Origin of the sequence: Prosthecobacter sp., assembly GCF_044373815.1 — a bacterium.
GTDB lineage: Bacteria > Verrucomicrobiota > Verrucomicrobiia > Verrucomicrobiales > Verrucomicrobiaceae > Prosthecobacter.
Window position 1 is genome coordinate 1 of the sequence record NZ_JBIPNG010000063.1, and the last position, 20891, is coordinate 20891.

Genomic DNA, 20891 nt, shown 5'->3' on the forward strand with positions numbered 1-20891 from the left:
CAAATTCGGTCACCCCGTGCTGGTGCAAAATATCCTCGAATGAGGCGCGGAGAGTGACGAGCTGCTGCGGCACGTCGCTGCCATTTGCCCCGGCGTAGCGGGCCACCAGGGCGTCAATGAGGTCGATACGCTTGATGATGTCGTTGGCAAACATGACCACCGTGCTCTCCTCGGTGGGCAGCCCACGGCGCATGATCTCGTGCTTCTCCTCCAGCTCGACGAGCTGGCCGCGCAGGCGTTTTTCGATGTCCTGCCAGTGCTTGAGCTGGGCCTCAGCCTGCGCGAACTCCTGCTTTTTGCCTTCCAGCCGGACGAGTTCCGCCTTGGTTTCATCAATCTGGCCCACGGCTCGCTGCTGCGTGGCGCCCAGGTCGGTAATGCGTTTTTCAAGCTCGGCGATGCGCTTCTTCTGCTCCAGTTCGTAATTTTGCAGAGCTGCAGCCTGTTTTTGAATGTCGGCGCTGAATTTCTTGAATTCGGCATCGGCGGCCTCACGATCCTTGCGCACCTGCTCGGCGCGTGCGGCTTCGCGGTTCAGAGCCTCCTGTGCCGCGTTCAGTTTGACCTGGATCGCCAGATCTTCCTCTGATGCCTTGCGCAGAGATTTGTTGATCTCGGTCTGACGCGATTCCAGCCCTGCCAGCGCCTGGCCAAGGCCGAGAATTTTGCCGCCGACATTGATGAATTCGCCGAGTTCGTTCTTCCGCGCCTCGATCTTGGTGTGCAGCTCCTTGTGGGTCATGTCCACCTCTGCGAGTTCCGACTTCTGCGTCTCGATGACTTTGAGCAGGCGTTCCTCGTCGGCTTTGAGGTTCTGCACGCGGTCAAGCCGCTGCCGCAGTTCGCCCTCGATCGCGGCGGCATCTTTCTTCGCTGCATCCGCCTTCAGCTTGGCGTCTTTGACCTCTTTTTCCAGTTCACCAAGCTGCACCTCGGCCGCACGGGACTGATCCTGCGCCGCTTTCAGACGCGCGGACTCCTTGTCCACATCCGCCTGGGCTTTCATCACGCGTTCTTCCCGAACTTTGTGAGCCTCTTCCAGCTGGGTGACCTGCTGCTGCAGTTCGGCGAGCCTCTTGTTCTGGCCATCGGTGCTGACGTTCAGGCGGGTGACGAATTGCGAAGCCTCCTCGCGTTCCTTAGTCACAGTGACCAGCAGTGCCTGAATGCCCGCCAACTCGGTGGTCAGCGCAGGAATCTGTTTCCGCAGGTTCCTTTCCTCCGCACGCGCCTTATCGGCAGCGGCATCGGCTTCGATGCGCTTGTGTTCAGCCGCCTGCTGCGCTGCAACGGCTTTATCCGTACGTTTTTCAGCCTCCAATGCTTTGGCCTCAATGGTTTTGACGGCCTTGGTCAGCTCCACAAGCTTCGCATTCTCGGTCTTCAGGGACGCATCGAGCGTGGCGCAATCCTTCTTCAGTTTGTCCTGATTGCGGGAAAGTTCCACCAGCACCTTCTCCTCAGCCTGCCGCTGAGCTTCGGTCTCTCTGAGAGTCTTGGTGGCCGTGGCGAGGCGTGCATCCACCTCCGCCAGTTCGGCCAGCCGCTTTTCAGCAACGACAATGCGCTCCTCCACGCCTTTGAGGCGCGTTTCGGCGGCGTTCGCCTCCGCGAGTTTTGCCTTGGTCTCGGCTTCAAGATTGCTGCGCTTGTCGCCCAGAATTTTGTCGAGATTGATCGATTCGACACGCAGAGTCTCGACAGCGGTCTCGGAAGCCATTCGCTGAGCCAGCGATTCCTTGAGAGTCGCCGCAGCGGCGTCACGATCCTTGATCAGGCCCGCGAGCTCGGCTTTCAGATTGTCCGCTTCGGCACGGGTTTGCGTCACATTGCCACGCAGATCCGGCAGCACCGATTCAAGCTCGGCGCGCTCCTTGGCCAGACGCTGTGTTTCAGCCTGCAACTTGTCACGCTCCTGCGTGGCAGTCGTGATGGCACCGTTGAGTTCGGCGTTCTGCTTGTTCGCGACTGCCAGCTCCTTCAAACGGTCGTCGAGACCTGCAGTCTGCTGCGTGAGTTCGGCCACACGGGCTTCCGCCCCGGCAATTTCCTTCTGCCGCGCGGTCAGGCGATCTTGCAGGTTCTGGTGGTCAGACTCCGCTGCGGAGAGTTTTTGCTGCGTGCTGGCGTGAGTCGTCGTGAGCGTGGCGATGACGGCTTCCAAGCCGCTGATTTTTTCCACCAGCATGAGCTGCTGCTGCGAACTTTTCTCGGCGGCGGCGGCGGCGGTGACAGCCTCTTTCTTCTTCTCAATTGCAGCGGCAACCGACTGCTCAAGATCCGTTTTTGCCAGCGCCAGCTGTTCCGTGACCTTCTTGTGCTCGGCCTGCAAGGTTTTGAACTGCTGATCAGCGGTGGCGGCGATTTCTTCGAGATTTTTAGTGCGCTGCTCGGCGGCGGCGAGTGAGGCCTCGCGCTCCTTGAGCTCGGTTTCAGCCATCCGCACCTGCTCGCGCAGCTTGCCCATGGCCTGGGAAAGTTCGGTCTGCTGCTCATCAATGAGGTGCACCTCTTTTTCCAGTGCCTCGCGGCGCTGGATGAGAGTTTGTGTCAGCAGCGTCTGCGCACGGCCATGCTCGGTGGCGGCGAGAAGCTCGCGAGTGCGTTCGTCACGGTCTTTCACCAAGGCGGCCACCGCAGCCAAGACCTCGGCTTTATGCGATTCGACAGCCTTCAGCGCTTCAGAGGCATCGTTAAGCTTCGAATCGGTCGAGGCAAGGTCGTCGAGTTTGTTGGTGAGATCAGCAGCCTTGTCTTCCAGTTCTTTCATCTGGGCCTGCACCTCGGCAAGACGCGTCCCACGTGCTGCGATCTGCGCTTCGAGGTCCGCCTGACGCTTCTCAGCCTCATGCCTTTCCGCTTCGTCCAGCTTGCGCGTGTCTTTGGCCTGCCGGTCAATGTCCGCGAGTTTCGCCAGTGCTTCCTTCTCTTGGGTGGCAAAAGCGGCTTCGGCGTCTGATTTCTGCGTGTTCAGCGCGGCAAGCTGCTGCTCGGCGGCGAGATGCTGCTGTTCCAGTTCGGTCAGCCCGGCACGAAGGGCCTTCATGCGCTGCTCGGCGGTGCTCGCATCGGCCTCGTGGGACTGCTGCCTGCCAAGCAGGGCGGCAATGGCGGCATCGAGCAGGCCACGCTGGTTTTCCATCTGGCCCAAGGTCTGGGTCAGGGCATTGAGTCGTTCTTCGTTGCCGCGCAATTCGCCAACGCGGGCGGTGATGGCCGTTTCCTCGCCACCCAGCTGGGCGATCTGGCTCTGCGCATGCTGCACCTGCTCCTGGGCTTTCGCCAGCGACGCATTGACGGCCTCGATTTCGTTCTGCCTGGTCTCCCGCTCGGCTTCGAGCTTCGCCAAATCTGCCCGGCGCAGGTCGAGCTGCTTGTCGAGGTCCTGCAAATCAGCGCTGCGTTTGGTGCGCTGTTCGGCTTCAGACTTCTGCGCATCGGCCTGCAATGCAGTCAAACGCTTCACTTCAGCATCGGCATCGCTGATCTGCTTCTGCAGTCCGGCCAGCTTCTGGGTGGTGGTCGTTTCGTCTGCGACGAGCTTTGCGACGGCGGCCTCTCGTGTCGTGGCTGCCTCCGTGGCCTTATTCAACAAGTCACTCTGCGTGGTGTAATCGCCCTGGGCCTTCGCCAGATCCGCCTGCGTTTTGGTCAGGTCGGCGCGCCGTGCGCTGAGTTGTTGGTCGAGCTCCACCAGCTCGGCGCTGCGTTTTGTGCACTGTTCGGCTTCGGATTTCTGCGCATCGGCCTGCAACGCTGTGAGACGTTTTACCTCAGCATCGGCATCGCTGATCTGCTTTTGCAATCCGGCAAGGTTCTGCGCGGCGGTGGCTTCATCGGTGGTGAGTTTGGCGACGGCGGCTTCACGCGCAGACGCCTCCTCCGTGGTCTGCTTGAGCGCGCCCTGCTGCGCGGTGAGATCACTTTGTGCTTTCGCCAGATCGGCCAGTGTCTTCTTCAGTTCAGCGCTCTTCGTTTCGAATTGCTGATCGAGTCTCTGCAGTTCACCACTGCGTTTGATTTGCTGCTCCGCTTCGGACTTATGTGTATCCGCCTGCAACGAAACGAGGCGTTGAACCACCGCTTCGGCACTGCTGACCTGCTCCTGAAGTTCGCCAAGTTTTTTGGCTCTGGCAGCTTCATCCGTGATGAGTTTGGCAACGGCAGCTTCACGCACAGAAGCCTCCGCCGAGGTCTTTTGCAGGGCATCGCTCCGGCTCGCAAGATCCCCCTGAACCTTCGCCAGTTCAGCCTGAGTCTTGTCAAGATCGGCACGCCGGCCTGCCAGCTGACCATCGAGATCTTGAAGTTCGGCACTGCGTTTGGTGCGTTGCTCGGCCTCGGATTTCTGTGCGTCCGTCTGCAGCGCGGTGAGGCGCTTCACCTCGGCATCCGCAGCGGCTGCCTGCTGCTGCAAAACTGCCAGCTTCTGTGCAGTCGCTGCCTCGTCGGCGACCAGTTTGGCCAGGGTGCTCTCCCGGGATTGGGTTTCTTCCGTGGTTTTGCCCAGGACAGCCTGCTGCGCGGTGAGATTGCCCACTAGTGTCGTGAGATCCGCCTGAGCTTTTGCCAGCTCAGTCGCTTTGGCCGCAAGCTGGGCATCGAGTGCCTGAAGCTCTCCACTGCGCTGCGATTTCAGATCCGCCTCAGACTTTTGCGCCGTGGCAAGCAGCTGGTTGATGGTGGCCACCTTTTCCTTTGCCGCCGCTTCTTCAGCCGCGAGTTTGGCTATCGCAGCTTCACGATCCTTGCGCTGCTTGTCGGCCTCAGCGTGCAGGGCCTGCAGGCTCTTCTGCGCGGTGCTCAGGTCCTCCTCGGCTTTCGCGACGAGGGTTCGGGTGGATTCGAGCTTGCCCTCGGTGTTGCTCAGATCACGGCGTTTGGCGTCAAGCTTGCCGGCATCCGTTTTCGCATTCTCCACATCGGCACGTGCATTTTGCACTTGGCCACGCAGTTTTTCGAGTTCGCTTTTGAATCCGGTGATCTCGGCCTGCGTCTGGCTGAGTTCTTTGCGCCGAACCTCAAGGGTGGCATCCAGGGAACGGATCTCTTCACGCCGTTTCTGCTCCGCTTCACTGGCTGCAGGCACGGAATCGCGCTGCTGGCGGAGTTTTTCCGTTTCGACCGCCTGCTTGGAAGGCGCAGGAGGAATGAAAGCGGAATGCTTGGGAATCAGCGCAGGAGGCGGTGCACTGCCGCCGGGCGGGCGCGGAGCATCGGTCTGGGCCCGCTGCACGACTGGCTTGGTGACTTCAATCTTGCCGGTTTCAGGGGTGGATTTTGGCAGGTCATCCTTGTCTCGTGCCGGAATGCTTTCGGTGTCGCCTTTTTTACCATCCTCACGACTTGGCTGACCTTTGGCGACGGAAACTGATTTGGAACCGCCATCCGACGCCATCCCCTTGGGTGCCCGCTCACGAAACCGGCTTTCCAGCTGGCCGAACATGATGCGATCCCCACCTTTGACTCGAAAACGCTCAACGCGCCTGCCATTGACGAAGGTGCCGTTGGAGGACTTTAAATCGACGATTTCGTAGCTGCCATCCGGCTGACGGATAAACTCCGCGTGAAAGCTGGAAATGAAGGTGTTGTCGATGACAATGTCATTGCTGGATTCACGTCCGATGGACAGCCGTTCCTCGAGGATGTCGAAGACGAACTCATTTCCATCATTAAGGTTGAAGGCCAGATACGGCATGCCGGACGCGCAGAAAGTACTAAAGGGTCGAGAGAATAAGGGTGGAAAATCAGTGAATCAAACTTAATGAAATCAGTCGATAGGGAAGATGGGTTAAGAAGCTATTGTTACAAAAACCACTTCGATTGCACAGCATCATTTAAGATTTCTAAAATATGAAAGCCATGCGATTCATCAAATATTTCAGCCTTTTGGCGCTGGTTTTGAGCAGTTTGGAGGGTTGTGCTGAGGTTCCAGCCTCCAAAGGCGGCGGCGGAACACGTTTATCCTCGGCTCAAATGGACCGCGTCGGCAGGCGGATCTGGCAAAACGAATGCGGCGGCACGGTGGCGGGGCTGACCAGCTGGAATGGGGGGGAGGATTTCGCTTCCTTAGGCATCGGACACTTCATCTGGTATCCGCAGGGGCGCAGCGGCCCATTTGCAGAAAGTTTCCCACCGCTGCTGGCTTTTCTAGCGGCTCACGGGACTGCCGCGCCTGCCTGGGCACGGGGCGCCTGCCCCTGGCCAACCAAAGCCGCCTTTGAAGCAGACCGGAACGGCGAACGTCAGCAGGAACTGCGGGCGCTGCTCAGCCGCACGGTGAGGCAGCAGACGGAATTCATCATGGCCCGCATGGAGGCTGCGCTGCCCAAGATGCTGGCGGAAGCTCCGGCCAGAGAACGTGCCTGGGTTAAAATGGCCTTTGATTCCCTGAAGACAACACCAGAGGGCACGTTTTGCCTGATCGACTACGTGAATTTCAAAGGCGAGGGCACAAAACCGACGGAACGCTACAAGGGCCAGGGCTGGGGGCTGCTCCAAGTCCTTCAGGCCATGGGAGAAACGCCCAGCAGTTACACTGCCTGGAATATACAGTTCGCCGAAGCCGCCAAGCACGTGCTCAGCCGCCGGGTGGCAAATGCTCCGGCGGAGCGCAAAGAACAACGCTGGCTGTCCGGCTGGCACAACCGGTGTGACAGCTACAAGCGGTCGCTGTGAAGCCTCCTATTCCTCTTTGCGCTCGATTTTGATTTTGGGCATGGAACCAAAAACCTTGTCCTTCAGATCTTCCATGAGGTTGCCATCCATCTCTTTCGAGTGGCGCATGGCCAATCCCACGACAAAGGCGATGACGAACATGCCCGTGACAATGATTCCGGTCATGCAGCCGCTTTCGGTGGTGTCTGGATAGCTGCCTGCGGAAGGCTTGGCATAAGCACGCCTCACAGGGCTGAGGGGGCGTCCGGCAGGCGCAGGCCTGGCCGCCGGGGGCGAGGGATTAGCAGCCACGGGAACCGACGCTGGCAGCGACTTTGAAAAGCGTGGAGTGGCCAGCGGCTTCTCCTCCAGCACTGCGGGTGCATCCCCAGCGTAGAAAACAGCCTGCACATCCCCAAAGCCCACGCGGTCGCCATCCTTGAGCAGCGCCTCCTCGATTTCCGCGCCATTCACGCGGGTGCCATTGCTGGAGCCAAGGTCCTGCACAAAAACGCCCTTGTCTGACGCCTTGATGATGGCATGCCGCCCTGATGAGGATGGACAGGTGAGCACGACATCGTTTTCCGGATGCCTGCCGATGGTGGCAACATCACTTTCCAACTTATGAACGAGCGTAGTGCCGTCCTCCATGTAAAAGACTACAGAAGCCATGAATGAGGGGGATTAAAGGGGGGTGAATATTCGTAAAACCAGAAAAGGCACGAACGGCGGAACAGAAACTTGGGATTTTCCTGATGCAACGGCTATGTTCGCATGTGAGAGTAAAATTTCTCCGCCCTTTGTGTCATGCGCACCCCAGCCGCCCCATCCCCCTTCGCTTTCCTTGCCCTTTGCATCTTGATGCTGCTCACCCCTGCGGCCTGGCTGCATGCGGGTGACAATGAAGATGCCGAGAAAGCCGCCAGCGCCCTGGCCTATGATCAGGAAGCGGAGGGCTACAACATTCGCGCTGAGGTCAGAACCTACGTGCTCGAACCCAAGCTCGGCAAGGCAACCCGCATGCAGCTCTTCAAGGGCAATGAGTACTGTTTCTGCATCGCCGTGCCGAAACAGTCCGGAGTCCACGTCACGGGTGCTGTGCTCGATCTCGAAGGCAAACCCTCCGGTGACATCCTGCCCGTGCTCGACGGCTGGGGCTTTGTGCTCTTCTACAAGCCCAAGAAAACCGGCATGTACATGGTGGCCATTCACCAGACGGAGCAGGGCAAGCACAAGGCAGTGCCCTGCGCGATGGTCACCGGCTACAAGTGATCAGGCGATTTTGAAGCTGCCGTCCGGCAGCTTCGTCACGGCATGCAGGACTCCGCCATCCGCCGAGTGATGCGTGAAGGTCAGCGCCTTGGCTGTGACCTGTAGATGCGTGAAGCCATGCACGTCTTTTCCAAACGGCACCTCATGCTTGCCATCGAGTTTACGCGTCTTTGCGCCGCCACCTCCTGAGAGCAGATGCGTGGTGAAAAGGCCCTTCATCTCCAGATGCTGCAGGTCATGATCGTGGCCACAGAGATAGGCGTGAACCTGATGTTTCTGAAACAGAGGCTCCCACTGAGCGATCAGTTGCTTCGTGTCGCCATGATCGCCGTTTGAGTAAAGCGGGTGGTGGCCGATCACGATGGTGAAAGGCGCACGCGGCTTCTCCAGCTCCGCCTTGAGCCAGGAGAGCTGCTCTTTCTCCTCCGCAGCGGTCAGTGAGCCCCGCGGTTTCTTCGTCTTCTTGTCCACGCCGCCTGCAATGGTCGGAAAATTGGTGTCCAGGCAGATGAACGTCACCAGCGGCTTGGTCACGGGTCCGAGATCAAAGCGGTACCACTTCGCCGGCATCTTCCAGCGCACTCCTGGCTGCGCCGCATAGGCCAGCTGCACCTTCTCACCGCCCGGGTTGTCATGGTAGTCGTGATTTCCCAGCACGCTCCACATGGGGCCCGGAAAGACGCTGGCCGAGTACATTTTCTCGATGTCCTTTTGCCAGCGCGGCGAATCCACGCTGAACCCCTCCTTCACAGGGCCGTAGAAATTATCTCCCAGCATCAGCAGCCCCTCCGGCTTCACGCCATTGTCGCTCACGAATTTCTGCATGGCTCCTGCCACCTTGAGCTGATCCACCCCGCCAGTCCCAAAGTCACCGATCATCAGCAGGTGCAGGCCCTCCTTGGCGATCTCTGCAGCAGCCCGGTCCGGACGCAGATTCAACGCCAGCGCAGCGGAAGAGCAAAAAAGCGTTTGAAGAGCACGGCGACGGGAAAGAGGGGCTTGATTCATCGTGCTGGCTGAAACGGCATGCCTCGCCAATTTCTCTCATCATGCGTTTTGCTCTTTTGCTCCTGCTTCTCAGCGGCTGCTCTCGTGATGACCCGCCCGTCACTCTCGGCGGTCGCACCATGGGCACCACCTGGAGCCTGCGAGTGGATGGCGGGGATGGCACCATCTCTCAAAAAGAGATTCAGCAGCAGGTCGATGTCTGGGAGTCTATCATCAGCCACTGGCGGCCTGACTCCGCCATTTCACGCTTCAATGCCTCGACCAGTACGGACTGGGTGGACGTCCCGACTGAACTCGTCGAAGTCGTTGAACTCGCGCAGCAAATCGGTGGCGATACGGATCATGCGCTCGACATCACCCTCGCACCGCTCATCGATTTGTGGGGCTTCGGGGCCAAAGGCAGACGCGACACAGCACCCACGGAGGCTGAGATCGCTGGTGCTAGAGCGAAATGCGGCTGGAAGCATCTGCACACCCGCCACGATCCCCCTGCCCTGCACAAAGCCATTCCAGAACTGAGCATCAATGTCAGCGCCGTCGCAGAAGGCTGGGCCATAGATCACCTTGCACAGTATTTGGAATCCAAAGGCATCACCCATTTCCTCCTCGAAATCGGGGGTGAAGTCCTCGCTCGTGGTGAATGGCGCGTCGGTATCCAGACACCCGCAGCACCGCCCGGAGAAGCGGCACAGACGCTGCTCCTCAAAGATCGAGCCATCACCACCAGCGGTGTCTATCGGCAGCATTTCGCTGCGGATGGAAAAGACTACGCTCACATTCTTGATCCGCGCACGGGTCGCCCCATTGAGCACAAGCTCGCCTCGGTCAGTGTCATTCACCCCAGCGCATCTCAGGCTGATGGCTTCGCCACGGCTATGCTGGTCCTGGGACCGCAGGCGGGCCGTCAGCTGGCGGAGAAGCTCGGGCTGCATGTCGTGTGGTTCGAACGCGAAAAATGACCCCTTGCTCAAAAACCCCGTTGCCCTGAAGGCTGCGCTCTCTGCTATCACCACCCCCGCATGTTTCACGTCGCCGAAGATCACGAAGAAGGAATGACAGGCCGCATCTCGCGGCCGCCACTGGCGCCGCGCATGCACTACGCCTTCTCGGACCAGGGCAAGATGTCCGAGTCGCCGCAGTTTGAATACCGCCCGCAGCAGCAGCGCATGGCGGAGCTGGTCGGCGCGGCGCTGGATGGCAACCATGCCCTCGTGTGCGAAGCCGCGACGGGCGTCGGCAAGTCCCTCGCCTACCTCGTTCCCGCCGTCACGTTTGCCCTGGAGCAGAAGCGCAAGGCCATCATCTGCACCCACACGATCAATCTGCAGGAGCAGCTCATCACGAAGGACATCCCCATCGTCAAACAGCTCATCGGCGATTTCCACGCGGAGATTCTCAAAGGCCGTGGCAATTACATCTGCCCCACGCGTCTCAAGCGCGCGCTCAATGAGTCTGGCGATCTCTTCTCCACCTCGGAAGCCTCCGAACTGAAGCTCCTGCTCGACTGGGTGGCCGAAACCGAGGACGGCACGCTGAGTGATCTCGACTTCACCCCCAGCGCACGCGTGTGGTCGCTGGTGTGCAGCGAGCCGCATGCCTGCACCCCGCGCCGCTGCCCGCCCGGCAGCCGCTGCTGGTACCAAGATGTGCGCCGCCGCATGGAGCAGGCAGACGTCGTCGTGCTCAATCACACGCTCTTCTTCACCCTGCTGGCCTCCGCTGATGAAACCAGCACCGAGGACTGCAATTTCCTCTTCCCACGTGACTTTGTCATCCTCGACGAGGCCCACACCATCGAGAACGTGGCCGCGCGCGCCTTCGGCCTCCACATCAGCGAATCGAACATCAAATTCGAACTCGGCCGCCTGCACAATCCGAAGAGCCGCAAAGGCTTCTTCCAGCTCGTGGGCGACAAAGACGGCGTGCGCGAGGTGCTGCAGACGCTGGACAGCGTGGACACCTTTTTCCGTGCCGCCGAGGCTGCGTGCAAATTCAACGCCATGGGCCGCGAGTTTCGCGTGCGTGAAGCGGGCCTGATTGAAGACACGCTGAGCCTGCCGCTGCAACGCCTCTCCCTGCGTGCTCAAAAAGCAGGCGATGCCGTTGATCGCGAAGGCACCAAGCTCGAACTTCTCGACCTCTCCAAACGCCTCACTGCCATTCGAGTCGGCATCAAAGCTTTCCTTGATCAGGAAAATGAAGACCACGTTCACTGGGTGGAGCGCACCAGCCATGAGAACCGCATTGTCTCATTCCACACGGCACCTGTGGACGTCGCGCCCCGCCTGCGGCAGATCTTTTTCGCCAGCCATAAAGCCTGCGTCTTCACCAGCGCCACGCTGGGCATCGGCGATGACACGGAGCTGAACTACTTCCGCAATCGCGTCGGCGCCGAAGATGCTCGTGCAGCCTGCATCGAAAGCCCCTTTGATTTCAAAAAGCAGATGAAGCTCTATCTGCTCAAGAAGATGCCGCAGCCCTCGGAGCCCGGTTACCTCGACAGGTTGGAGCACTGGATCACCCATTTCATCGATCTCAGCAGCGGCCGCGCCTTCATCCTTTTCACCAGCTACAGCCAGATGACCTCGCTGGCCGACAACCTCGAAGCGCACTGCGAAAAGCGCGGCTGGCGGCTGCTCGTGCAAGGGCGCGGCATGCCCCGGCATCAAATGCTCGCTGAATTCAAGAATGACACCCACAGCGTGCTCTGCGGCACTGACAGCTTCTGGACCGGCGTCGATGTGCCAGGCGAAGCCCTGAGCAACGTCATCATCACACGCCTGCCCTTTGCGGTGCCCGACCATCCGCTCACCGCCTCACGCATCGAGCATCTCGAAGCACAGGGCCTCAATCCCTTCACCGAATACAGCGTACCCGAGGCCATCCTCAAACTCCGCCAAGGCGTCGGCCGCCTCATCCGTACCGCCACCGACAAAGGCATCTGCGCCATCCTCGACAACCGCATCCTTACCAAGCCGTATGGCCGCGCATTCCTGTCATCTCTGCCGGAGTGCCCGACAGAGATCATGCAGTAGTCGTGAGACCGGCTGGCAGCTTTTTTCTCATCACGGGAACAGTCCGCGCATCTGCTTCGCCTCATGCACGCGCTGGATGCCCAGGCTCAGGGCGGCGAAGCGCATGCTGACGTTGCGTTTGCGACTGAAGGTGAGGGCCTGCACGAAAGCCTGCTCCAGGATGCGGTAGAGTTTGCTCATCACTTCGCCCTCGTCCCAGAAGAAGCTCTGCAAATCCTGCACCCATTCGAAGTAGGAAACGATCACACCGCCGGCATTGCAGAGAATGTCGGGGATCACGAAGATTTCGGGACGCTGTGCAATGATGGCATCTGCTTCGGGCGTTGTCGGACCGTTCGCGCCTTCGGCGAGAATGCGGCATTGGATTTTCGCTGCATTGTCACCGGTGATTTGACGCTCCATCGCGGCGGGAACGAGCACATCGCAGGGAGTGACCAGCAGTTGCTCGTTGGTGATCGCGTCTGCTCCTTCAAATCCAACGATGCTGCGTGTTTTCGCCACGTGTTCGTCGAGCTTCGCCAGATCGATGCCGTTCGCATTGTGCAAACCACCGAAAGCATCGCTCACGGCGATTACTTTAAGTCCCATGCGGGTCAACGAGGCTGCCGCCACGGCACCGACGTTGCCGTAGCCCTGAACTACCGCCGTCGCGCCCTGTGCAGCGATGCCCACGGTGTCCATGGCACGTGAAATCAGATAGGCGACACCGCGACCGGTCGATTCACGGCGGCCGAGCGAACCGCCCAGGCTCACCGGCTTGCCCGTCACTACGGCCGGCACGCAGTGGCCGCTCTGAAGAGAATACGTGTCCATCATCCAGGCCATGGTCTGCTCATTGGTGCCCATATCGGGCGCAGGAATGTCAATCTGCGGGCCGATGAACGGGATCAGCTCCTGCGTGTAGCGCCGCGTCACACGCTCGAGTTCATTGAGCGAAAGCGCCCGTGGGTCGCAGGTCACGCCGCCCTTGGCACCGCCATACGGCAGGCCGGTGAGCGCGCATTTCCAGCTCATCCACATGGCGAGAGCCCCGACTTCACCGAGCGTCACATCCGGGTGAAAACGCACACCGCCCTTTGTGGGCCCAAGCGTGAGATGATGCTGCACCCGGTAGCCCATGAATACGGTGGTGCTGCCATCGTCCCGACGCACGGGCATGGCCACGGTCACGGCGCGTTTGGGCATTTTCAGGCGGTCACGGGCATTTTCAGGAATATCCAAAAAGTCGGCCACCAAATCAAACTGCTGACAGGCCATGCGAAAAATCGGCGAATCATACACTAGAGGGATCATGTTGCTCATGGTACACAAGCATACGCGGGCCGGAGAATCTGCGAGTACAGATTCTGTCATTGTCAGCAACGCTGTCTCACATGTAAATGAGCCCCATGCCCGCCGCCAAAGCGCCCACCAGCCTCCGCCGTCTCTTCGATGAGATCGGCACCGTCGATCAAGTCGGCATCGAGGAACGTGTTGCGAAATTCACTACCCGCAGCCTCAAGAAAAAGTCCAAGGTCTTCGGCCTGCGCCTCGCCGTGTCGATGGTCGATCTGACCACGCTCGAGGGCAAAGACACGCCCGGCAAAGTGGCCTCGCTGTGCCAGAAGGCGCTGCGCCCGCACGACGTGGGCGATATTCCACCCACCGCCGCCGTCTGCGTTTACCCTTCCATGGTGAAGCATGCGAAGAAGCATGTCGGCGGCACCTCGGTGAAAATCGCCTCTGTCGCCACCGCTTTCCCAAGCGGACAGGCTCCGCTCAAAACCCGCCTCGCCGAAGTCAACGCAGCCGTGAACGACGGTGCCGATGAAATCGACATGGTGATCAATCGCGGTGCTTTTCTCAGCGGCGAATTCGGGTGCATGCAGGACGAGATCGCCGCCGTGGTCGAAGCCTGCGGCCAATCTACGCTCAAGGTCATTCTCGAAGTCAGCGAACTCGAAACCTACGACAACATCCGCGCCGCCAGCTTCCTCGCCATGCGCGTGATCCGCCCCGGCGACTTCATCAAGACCAGCACGGGCAAAACCTCGTCCAATGCCACACTCGGCAACAATCAAGTCATGCTGGAAGCCATCCGCGACCACTTCCTCGCCACCGGCATCCCCATTGCCATGAAACCCGCCGGCGGCATCCGCACAGCCAAGCAGGCGCTGCATTTCCTCATCGCCGTCAAAGAAACCCTCGGCGACGACTGGCTCAACAACCGCCGATATCGCTTCGGCGCCTCCGCATTGCTCAATGACCTCGTGCGCCAGCTCGAAAAAGAACGCACCGGTGCCTATCAGGCCCCGTGGAATTTCAGCGAAGCCACCGAAGGTTATTAAGGCCATGATTTTTTTGTTTCTCTCCTCTTTCAACCTCTTGAAACCCCTTTTCACCCTTTTTGGTTTTTTGGCGATTCCATGCGCTGTTTATTACGCGAGCCCCAGCATTGGACTTCCGGGGTTGCTCCAGCTCGGATTCATTCTTCTCGCGGTTGGAGTAAGATTATGGCGCTTTCGCTCCATGAAGCTCTCTCTGTCCATGCGTTTTCAGGTTGCGTTGATCACCTACCTCCAGGCCACTCTCATCTCGAACGTCATAGCTTTTGCGCTCATTCCTGATCTCCTTCACTAGCGCCATGCCAAACCCACCTGCCCGAACCAAGGCCAATCCCGCCCGTGAACTCGTTTTCGGCGATCTGTGGGAATTCGATCCCGCCCCGGAAACAGCGGACCCAAAATTGAAGCCGCGCTACGACTTGTTCATCAATGGCTCATTCGTGTCGCCTCGTGGCGGAAAATACTTCGCCACGATCAATCCGGCGCATGAAACGAAGATCGCGGACATCGCGCTGGCAGATGCTGCGGATGTGGATGCCGCCTGCAAGGCGGCGCAAAAGGCGTTCACGAAGGTCTGGGGCAAGATGCCCGGAAAGGAACGCGGGAAATACCTCTATCGCATCGCACGATTGCTGCAGGATCACGCGCGCGAGTTTGCCATCGCGGAGACACTGGACGGCGGTAAGCCGATCAAGGAATCACGCGATTTCGATGTCCCGATGGCGGCCGCTCATTTTTTCTATCATGCAGGCTGGGCGGACAAACTCGAGCATCTTGCACCCGGAAGGCAGATCGCGCCGCATGGCGTGGTGGGGCAGGTCATTCCGTGGAATTTTCCGCTGCTCATGCTCGCATGGAAGATCGCTCCAGCGCTCGCGGCGGGAAATTGCGTGGTGTTGAAACCGGCGGAGACCACCAGCATCACCGCCCTGAAGTTTGGTGAAATCTGCCAGGAGGCTGGCCTGCCAAACGGCGTGGTGAACATCGTCAGCGGTGCAGGCGAAACGGGCGCTGCGGTGATCCAGCATCCGCTGACAACGAAGGTCTCCTTCACCGGCAGCACGGAGGTCGGGAAAAGCATCATGCGCAGTCTCGCGGGCACGGACAAAAAGCTCACGTTGGAACTCGGCGGCAAGGCTGCAAACATCGTCTTCGATGATGCGCCGCTGGATCAGGCCGTGGAGGGCATCGTGAACGGCATCTTCTTCAATCAAGGCCACGTCTGCTGCGCTGGCTCACGCCTGCTCGTGCAGGAAAGCATCGCCGATGCCGTGCTGGCCAAACTGAAGCGCCGCATCGCCGTGCTGCGCGTCGGCGATCCGATGGACAAAAACACCGACCTCGGCGCGATCAACAGCCGCGAGCAACTCTCGAAGATAACCGACCTCGTACAAAGCGGTGTCGTTGAAGGCGCAGAAAAGTACGACACCGGTTGCAAGCTGCCCGCCAAAGGTTTCTTCTTCCGCCCGACGATTTTCACCAACGTCAGCATGAGCCACCGCATCGCCCGCGAAGAAATCTTCGGACCCGTGCTGAGCATCCTCACTTTCCGCACGCCTGAGGAGGCCGTTGAGAAAGCCAACAACACGCCCTACGGCCTCAGCGCCGGTGTCTGGACCGACAAGGGCAGCCGCATCCTCAAGATGAGCACCCTCCTCAAAGCCGGCGTGGTTTGGGCCAACACCTACAACAAGTTTGACCCCACCAGCCCCTTCGGCGGCTACAAAGAAAGCGGCTTCGGTCGTGAAGGCGGGAAGCAGGGACTGCTGGATTATTTAAGCGTGGGCTGATGCGATGCCTTTTTTGACAGGATTCACAAGATGACAGAATTTCTCCAGACAACCCGCTTCACCTGAATCCTTCCAAATCATCCATACCCAATCCTGTGATCCTGAAATTCTGTTAATCCTGTCCCCCCTTCGCCGCTAATGCCTAACCGTCTCTCCATCACCAAAACCCCCAAATGCTACGTCGGCGGCGCTTTCATCCGCAGCGAGAGCGGACGCGTGACGGCACTGCACGATGCTTCTGGTGCGTTCTTTGCCAACATCCCACAATGCACGCGCAAGGACCTTCGCAATGCGGTCGAAGCAGCGGCGAAGGCAGGGCCGGGATGGGCGAAACGCTCGGCCTTCAATCGCGGACAGATCTTGTACCGTCTCGCAGAGATGATGGAAGCACGCGCTGCCGAACTGGCCGAAGTGGTGGCATTGGGTGGAACCTCGAAAGCAGACGCCTCGCGTGAAGTTGCTGCCAGCATTGAGCGCGTGGTGCATTACGCTGGCTGGACGGACAAATACGAGCAGATCCTCGGCAGCGTGAACCCCGTAGCCTCCGCTCACTTCAACTTCACCGTCACGGAGCCGATGGGCATCATCGGTGTCATTGCCCCCAATGACTCCCCCCTGCTCGCATTGATTTCATTGATCCTGCCTGCGATCACGAGCGGCAACTGCGTCGTTGCGCTTGCCAGCAGCACCCAGCCCTATCCAAGCATTCTGCTGGGAGAAATGATGGCCACTAGTGATCTCCCCGGCGGCGTTGTCAATCTGCTCACCGGTCTGCGCAGCGAGATGCTGCCCACCTTTGCCACCCATGAACACCTCCGCGCCCTCAGCGGTGCGGTGAACGCTACAGACCGCACGACTCTGAAACTCGGCGCCGCAGAAAGTGTGAAGCGCGTGCGCTTGCTCAAAGCCGACGAGCCCATCGACTGGTTTGCCGACAAGATGCAGGGCGTTGAAGAAATCCGCTCGCTGATCGAATTCAAGACTACCTGGCATCCGGTGGCTGCTTGAAGTTGCTCTCCCGTTCTTGTGCGTCAGATTAGAGGCTTCATGACCGCCTACCAATCCCTCCGCGAAGTTGTTTCTGAAATCGCCCTCCTCACTTCCACCGAAGCGGTGCTGGGCTGGGACCAGGAAACTTACATGCCAGCGCATGCGCTGGAGCACCGGGCGCGGCAGTTGTCGTACCTCACAGGAAAGGCGCACGGTCTGCTGACCTCGAAGAAAACACTGAAGCTGCTGGAGCGTGCCGAGAAGGAAATGCCGGAAAATCCGACCCACGCAGCGAACGTGCGCGGACTGCGCCGCGACATCGACCGTGCGACGAAGCTGCCGCAAAAACTGGTGGAGGAGGAAAGCGAGGTCTGCGCGCATGCCAAGGCGGCGTGGGTGGAGGCGCGGGGGAAATCCAACTTCTCCATGTTTGCACCGCATCTGGAGAAGGTGCTGGGCATTGCACGCAAAAAGGCGGATCTGTTTGGCTTCGAAGACGAGCCGTACGATGCTCTGCTGGATCTCTACGAGCGCGGCGCAAAAACACGCGAAGTAGCAGCGCTCTTTGCCAAGCTTCGCCCGCAGCTGGCCGAAATCGCCCGCGAGGCCGTGGCCAAATCTGCCAAGGTGAAGCCGGGCACCCTCAAAGGCCGCTATCCGATCGAAAAACAGCAGATTTTGAACCGCGAAATCGCACAGAGTCTGGGGTTTGATTTCGAGGCAGGCCGCATCGACACCACGGCGCATCCGTTCTGCACCACACTTGGCCCCGGCGATGTGCGGCTGACGACGCGCTATGACGAAAAAGATTTTCTGTCCTCGCTCTTCGGAGTGATGCACGAAGCCGGTCACGGATTGTATGAGCAGGGGCTGCCAGGCCTGGACTACGGCCTGCCGAGCGGCACTGCGGCCTCACTGGGCATCCACGAATCACAGAGCCGTCTGTGGGAAAATCATGTGGGTCGCAGCCTCACTTTCTGGGCAAAGTGGCTGCCCCGCGCTCAGGAGCTCTTCCCACACCTTCGCAAGGTGAAGCTGGACGCGTTCATGAAGGAGATGCTGCGCAGCGAATTCAGTTTCATCCGCGTGGAGGCCGATGAGGCCACGTATGATCTGCACATCCTCCTGCGCTTTGGCATCGAGCGCCGCCTCGTGAAAGGCGAGCTCGCCGTGCAGGACGTGCCCAAGGTGTGGAATGAGGAGTATCGCGAGCTCTTTGGCATGACGCCTCCGGACGACCGCCACGGCTGCCTGCAGGACATCCACTGGAGCATGGGCGGCCTGGGCTATTTCGCCACCTACACGCTGGGGAACCTGAATGCCGCCCAGCTTTTCGCTTCTGCGAAAAAGAATCGGAAGATCGCAGCCTCCTTGGAAAAATGCGACTACGCGCCGCTGCTGCAGTGGCTGCGTGAAAACGTGCACAGCAAGGGTGCCGCGCTGCTGCCCCAGGAGATCATCACGCAGGCCACGGGCAAACCGACGGATGCGAAATGGCACATCAAACACCTGCAAGAAAGGTACGTCGGCTAGGAGCCGAGGTGATCGACGAGCAGTTCACGAAGCATCTTGCGGGCACGGTAAAGCCGGAGTTCGACTGCTTTTTCGCTAGTATTCTGCACCCGGGCAATCTCGCTGTGGCTCATGCCGTGCCAGGTAGCGAGAATGAGCACCTCACGCAGCTCGTGCGCCAGTTCTACGACGGCTTTTTCCACGGCAATGAGGCGCTCGTTGGCGATAGCCCTCTCATCGGGAGCGGCATGGGCTGCGGCGTGGGGCAAGTTTGAAAGGTTCTCATGCTCCAGAAGGATTTCCGGATGCCGACCACGCCAGCGAGCATGATTGCGGGCGAGATTTGTGGCGATGGCGAATAGCCATGTGGAGAATTTTTGCGACGTACTGAACCTGTACCTGTGACGGTAAACGCGAACGAAAGTTTCCTGTGCCAGATCGGCAGCCGTCGCAGCATTACTCGTGAGGCGTGTGAGGTAAGCAATTAAGGGCTCGCTCCAGGCGTCCATGAGACGGTTCAAGGCCAACTCCTCGCCTCCCGCTAGACTGCGCATCCATTCGTTGTCGAGGTCGTCCCGAACGCGTGTCATCGGCGGAGACTGGAGGAGAGACGCCGATCATGCTCGCGGCGCTGCTCGTTGAGAATGGGCAAGAAGTCGTTCAGAAAGCGCTTTCCCTCCTCCTGGGACATCAGCTCAGCCACCTGCCTAAGATGCTCAGCGGCTGCCTTTTCGCAGTCGGCGCAGATGGCCTGTTCTCGGCTGAGCTGGGCGTCGCGTTCTCCCGTCGTGCGACCACGTTGGCGGATACGCCCTAGGAGAGGGCGATCAGCTTCATTGATCTGGCGACACATCTTATCGCAGCGCTTGAAGTAGTCTTTGTGCAGGGCGCTGACGCTCTCGAAAGCTGCGTCATCAAGGTAGTACTCTTCCTTCAGCCAGCTCAAGCCCATCTCGCGGGGAGGCTCTTGCGGGCGAAGACTTTCGCGGGTGATCCACAAAGCAACAGACGCCAGCAAGGCGGTGAGGAGCGTAAAGCCAATGATTTTACGAACTGGCGTCATGGCCGGCCTAGGCTGTGATGATTTACATCGAACGGACTGATGGAGGTGAGGTAGGCGTCATGGGGGCTCGTGGCCTTCGGCGGGTGCGTCACCCCCCAAACAACGGCTAGAACCACGGCAGCCGTTATGATGGCAATCTCCCGCTTGGGCTGCATCAGCCACCAGGAAAAACGTTCGATCAATCCAGGATTGATCGACTCGACCGCAATGCGCCGCCAGACTTCACGACGGAAGTCTGGCGGTGTTTCCACCTGAGGCTGCCATTCAGCAAGCAGATCGTCGAGATGATCGGGATTGTTGTCGTGCATGGCGGCGGCAGGCGTGGTTTTGGGGCGATAAGTCACCAAGCCAATGGTGTTACCTCTGGCCATAGACATCAATCCAGGCAAGGCCGGACTTCACGCCCTGGGGCTGAAAATATCGGCGGCCGAGATACACACCATCAACCGGAGCCATGGATCCTCCTTGGGGATGGCTGGCACGTGTGAGCACAGGCTTGCCATTGTAAGTCTGCGTGAGGCTCGGCACAGGGCGACCTGAACAGGACACCGAGGCAAGGGTGGTGACAGCTAAAAGAATCAGAATGGCGGGTTTCATGGTTGGTTGGGGTAGGGTTGGTGAGCGGCTTTAAAATCACTGCTCAACTGGTTTCACCCCACCTCCCGGCGAATCCCTCAAAAAAGGCATTCTTTTTTCAACCCGTCAAATTTCCCGGCGCACGTGCCGGATGAGCCCGATCATCACTCCCTGGATGAGAAGTTCGCGTGCTGGCAGAAGATCAGGAAATTCGGGGTTCTCAGCCTGCAGGTAGGGCTGGGAATCTTTGACCACGTAGCGCTTCAAGGTGCTCTCCCCGTCGATGAGCGCGGCGACGATGTCTTTTGGTCGAGGTTCGCGGATTTCGAGAATGACGAGGTCGCCATCGCCAATGAGGGCGCCGATCATCGATTCGCCACGCACTTTGAGAGCAAAGCTTTTTGCTGAGCGTGGAATACCGAGGGTGTTCACATCCACAGAGATGCATCGGTCGGCATGCTGCACCATGTCAGCGGCGGCCATGCCGGCGGGAATCTGGCCGAAGACTGGAATGTCGATGATTTCTGCACGATCGAGATCTTCAGGGAAGACCACCGCACGCGCTTTGTGCGCATGACGCTGAATGACGCCTTTTTTTTCCAGAGCACGCAGATGACTCATCGCGGCTGTCTGGCTGGAAAAGCCGAAGTGGCGCTGGATGTCA

The 20891-nt window shown here is 59.4% G+C and carries 17 protein-coding genes; 8 read left to right on the forward strand and 9 right to left on the reverse strand.

Annotated features, from left to right (window positions below; all coding sequences use genetic code 11):
* The coding region (locus ACIREA_RS07890) for an FHA domain-containing protein (RefSeq protein ID WP_397381715.1) at positions 1–5698 on the reverse strand (5698 nt) is incomplete at its 3' end.
* Positions 5699–5862: 164 nt separating this feature from the next.
* On the opposite strand from ACIREA_RS07890, the gene ACIREA_RS07895 reads away from it, so the two are divergent.
* Positions 5863–6678, forward strand: coding sequence for a hypothetical protein (locus ACIREA_RS07895; protein ID WP_397381716.1), 816 nt, complete (start codon positions 5863–5865; stop codon positions 6676–6678).
* A gap of 6 nt (positions 6679–6684) precedes the next feature.
* Here ACIREA_RS07895 and ACIREA_RS07900 read toward each other — a convergent pair whose 3' ends face one another.
* Complete coding sequence (locus ACIREA_RS07900) at positions 6685–7329, reverse strand: FHA domain-containing protein (protein WP_397381717.1); 645 nt, start codon at positions 7327–7329, stop codon at positions 6685–6687.
* A gap of 135 nt (positions 7330–7464) precedes the next feature.
* On the opposite strand from ACIREA_RS07900, the gene ACIREA_RS07905 reads away from it, so the two are divergent.
* Positions 7465–7929 (forward strand): hypothetical protein, encoded by a 465-nt coding sequence (locus tag ACIREA_RS07905; protein ID WP_397381718.1) that lies wholly within the window; start codon positions 7465–7467, stop codon positions 7927–7929.
* Here ACIREA_RS07905 and ACIREA_RS07910 read toward each other — a convergent pair whose 3' ends face one another.
* Positions 7930–8937: a metallophosphoesterase gene (locus ACIREA_RS07910; protein ID WP_397381719.1), complete on the reverse strand. Its 1008-nt coding sequence runs from the start codon at positions 8935–8937 to the stop codon at positions 7930–7932. It lies immediately after the preceding gene.
* Between the two features lie 41 nt (positions 8938–8978).
* Between ACIREA_RS07910 and ACIREA_RS07915 the strand changes: the two genes are divergently transcribed.
* Entirely contained in the window at positions 8979–9896 is a 918-nt protein-coding gene (locus tag ACIREA_RS07915; protein ID WP_397381720.1) for an FAD:protein FMN transferase, read from the forward strand.
* 60 nt (positions 9897–9956) lie between these two features.
* Positions 9957–11972: an ATP-dependent DNA helicase gene (locus tag ACIREA_RS07920; RefSeq protein WP_397381721.1), complete on the forward strand. Its 2016-nt coding sequence runs from the start codon at positions 9957–9959 to the stop codon at positions 11970–11972.
* A gap of 30 nt (positions 11973–12002) precedes the next feature.
* Here the strand turns inward: ACIREA_RS07920 and ACIREA_RS07925 are convergent, their stop codons facing one another.
* A complete protein-coding gene (locus ACIREA_RS07925; RefSeq protein WP_397381722.1) occupies positions 12003–13274 on the reverse strand; it encodes a Glu/Leu/Phe/Val dehydrogenase in 1272 nt (423 codons plus the stop codon).
* A gap of 86 nt (positions 13275–13360) precedes the next feature.
* Between ACIREA_RS07925 and deoC the strand changes: the two genes are divergently transcribed.
* The 4 genes from deoC (at position 13361) to ACIREA_RS07945 (ending at position 18609) form a co-directional block, all read left to right on the forward strand.
* Positions 13361–14299, forward strand: a complete 939-nt coding sequence (deoC, locus tag ACIREA_RS07930; RefSeq protein ID WP_397381723.1) for a deoxyribose-phosphate aldolase — start codon at positions 13361–13363, stop codon at positions 14297–14299.
* A 356-nt stretch (positions 14300–14655) separates the two neighbouring features.
* Positions 14656–16086: an aldehyde dehydrogenase family protein gene (locus tag ACIREA_RS07935; protein WP_397381729.1), complete on the forward strand. Its 1431-nt coding sequence runs from the start codon at positions 14656–14658 to the stop codon at positions 16084–16086.
* A gap of 138 nt (positions 16087–16224) precedes the next feature.
* Entirely contained in the window at positions 16225–17094 is an 870-nt protein-coding gene (locus ACIREA_RS07940) for an aldehyde dehydrogenase family protein (RefSeq protein WP_397381724.1), read from the forward strand.
* A 39-nt stretch (positions 17095–17133) separates the two neighbouring features.
* The gene (locus tag ACIREA_RS07945) at positions 17134–18609 is read left to right on the forward strand and encodes a carboxypeptidase M32 (protein ID WP_397381725.1); all 1476 of its coding nucleotides are present in this window, start codon (positions 17134–17136) and stop codon (positions 18607–18609) included.
* Here the strand turns inward: ACIREA_RS07945 and ACIREA_RS07950 are convergent.
* The 5 genes from ACIREA_RS07950 to lexA form a co-directional block, all read right to left on the reverse strand.
* A complete protein-coding gene (locus tag ACIREA_RS07950; protein WP_300932951.1) occupies positions 18606–19178 on the reverse strand; it encodes an RNA polymerase sigma factor in 573 nt (190 codons plus the stop codon). The genes ACIREA_RS07945 and ACIREA_RS07950 overlap by 4 nt on opposite strands.
* The gene (locus ACIREA_RS07955) at positions 19175–19651 is read right to left on the reverse strand and encodes a hypothetical protein (protein ID WP_397381726.1); all 477 of its coding nucleotides are present in this window, start codon (positions 19649–19651) and stop codon (positions 19175–19177) included. Before ACIREA_RS07955 ends, ACIREA_RS07950 begins: the two co-directional genes overlap by 4 nt.
* Entirely contained in the window at positions 19648–20022 is a 375-nt protein-coding gene (locus ACIREA_RS07960; RefSeq protein WP_397381727.1) for a hypothetical protein, read from the reverse strand. Before ACIREA_RS07960 ends, ACIREA_RS07955 begins: the two co-directional genes overlap by 4 nt.
* The gene (locus ACIREA_RS07965) at positions 20009–20248 is read right to left on the reverse strand and encodes a hypothetical protein (RefSeq protein ID WP_300932948.1); all 240 of its coding nucleotides are present in this window, start codon (positions 20246–20248) and stop codon (positions 20009–20011) included. The genes ACIREA_RS07960 and ACIREA_RS07965 overlap by 14 nt, the downstream gene beginning before the upstream one ends.
* Before the next feature lie 105 nt (positions 20249–20353).
* Positions 20354–20891, reverse strand: a 538-nt coding sequence (gene lexA, locus ACIREA_RS07970; RefSeq protein ID WP_397381728.1) for a transcriptional repressor LexA, incomplete at its 5' end; no start/stop codon positions are given.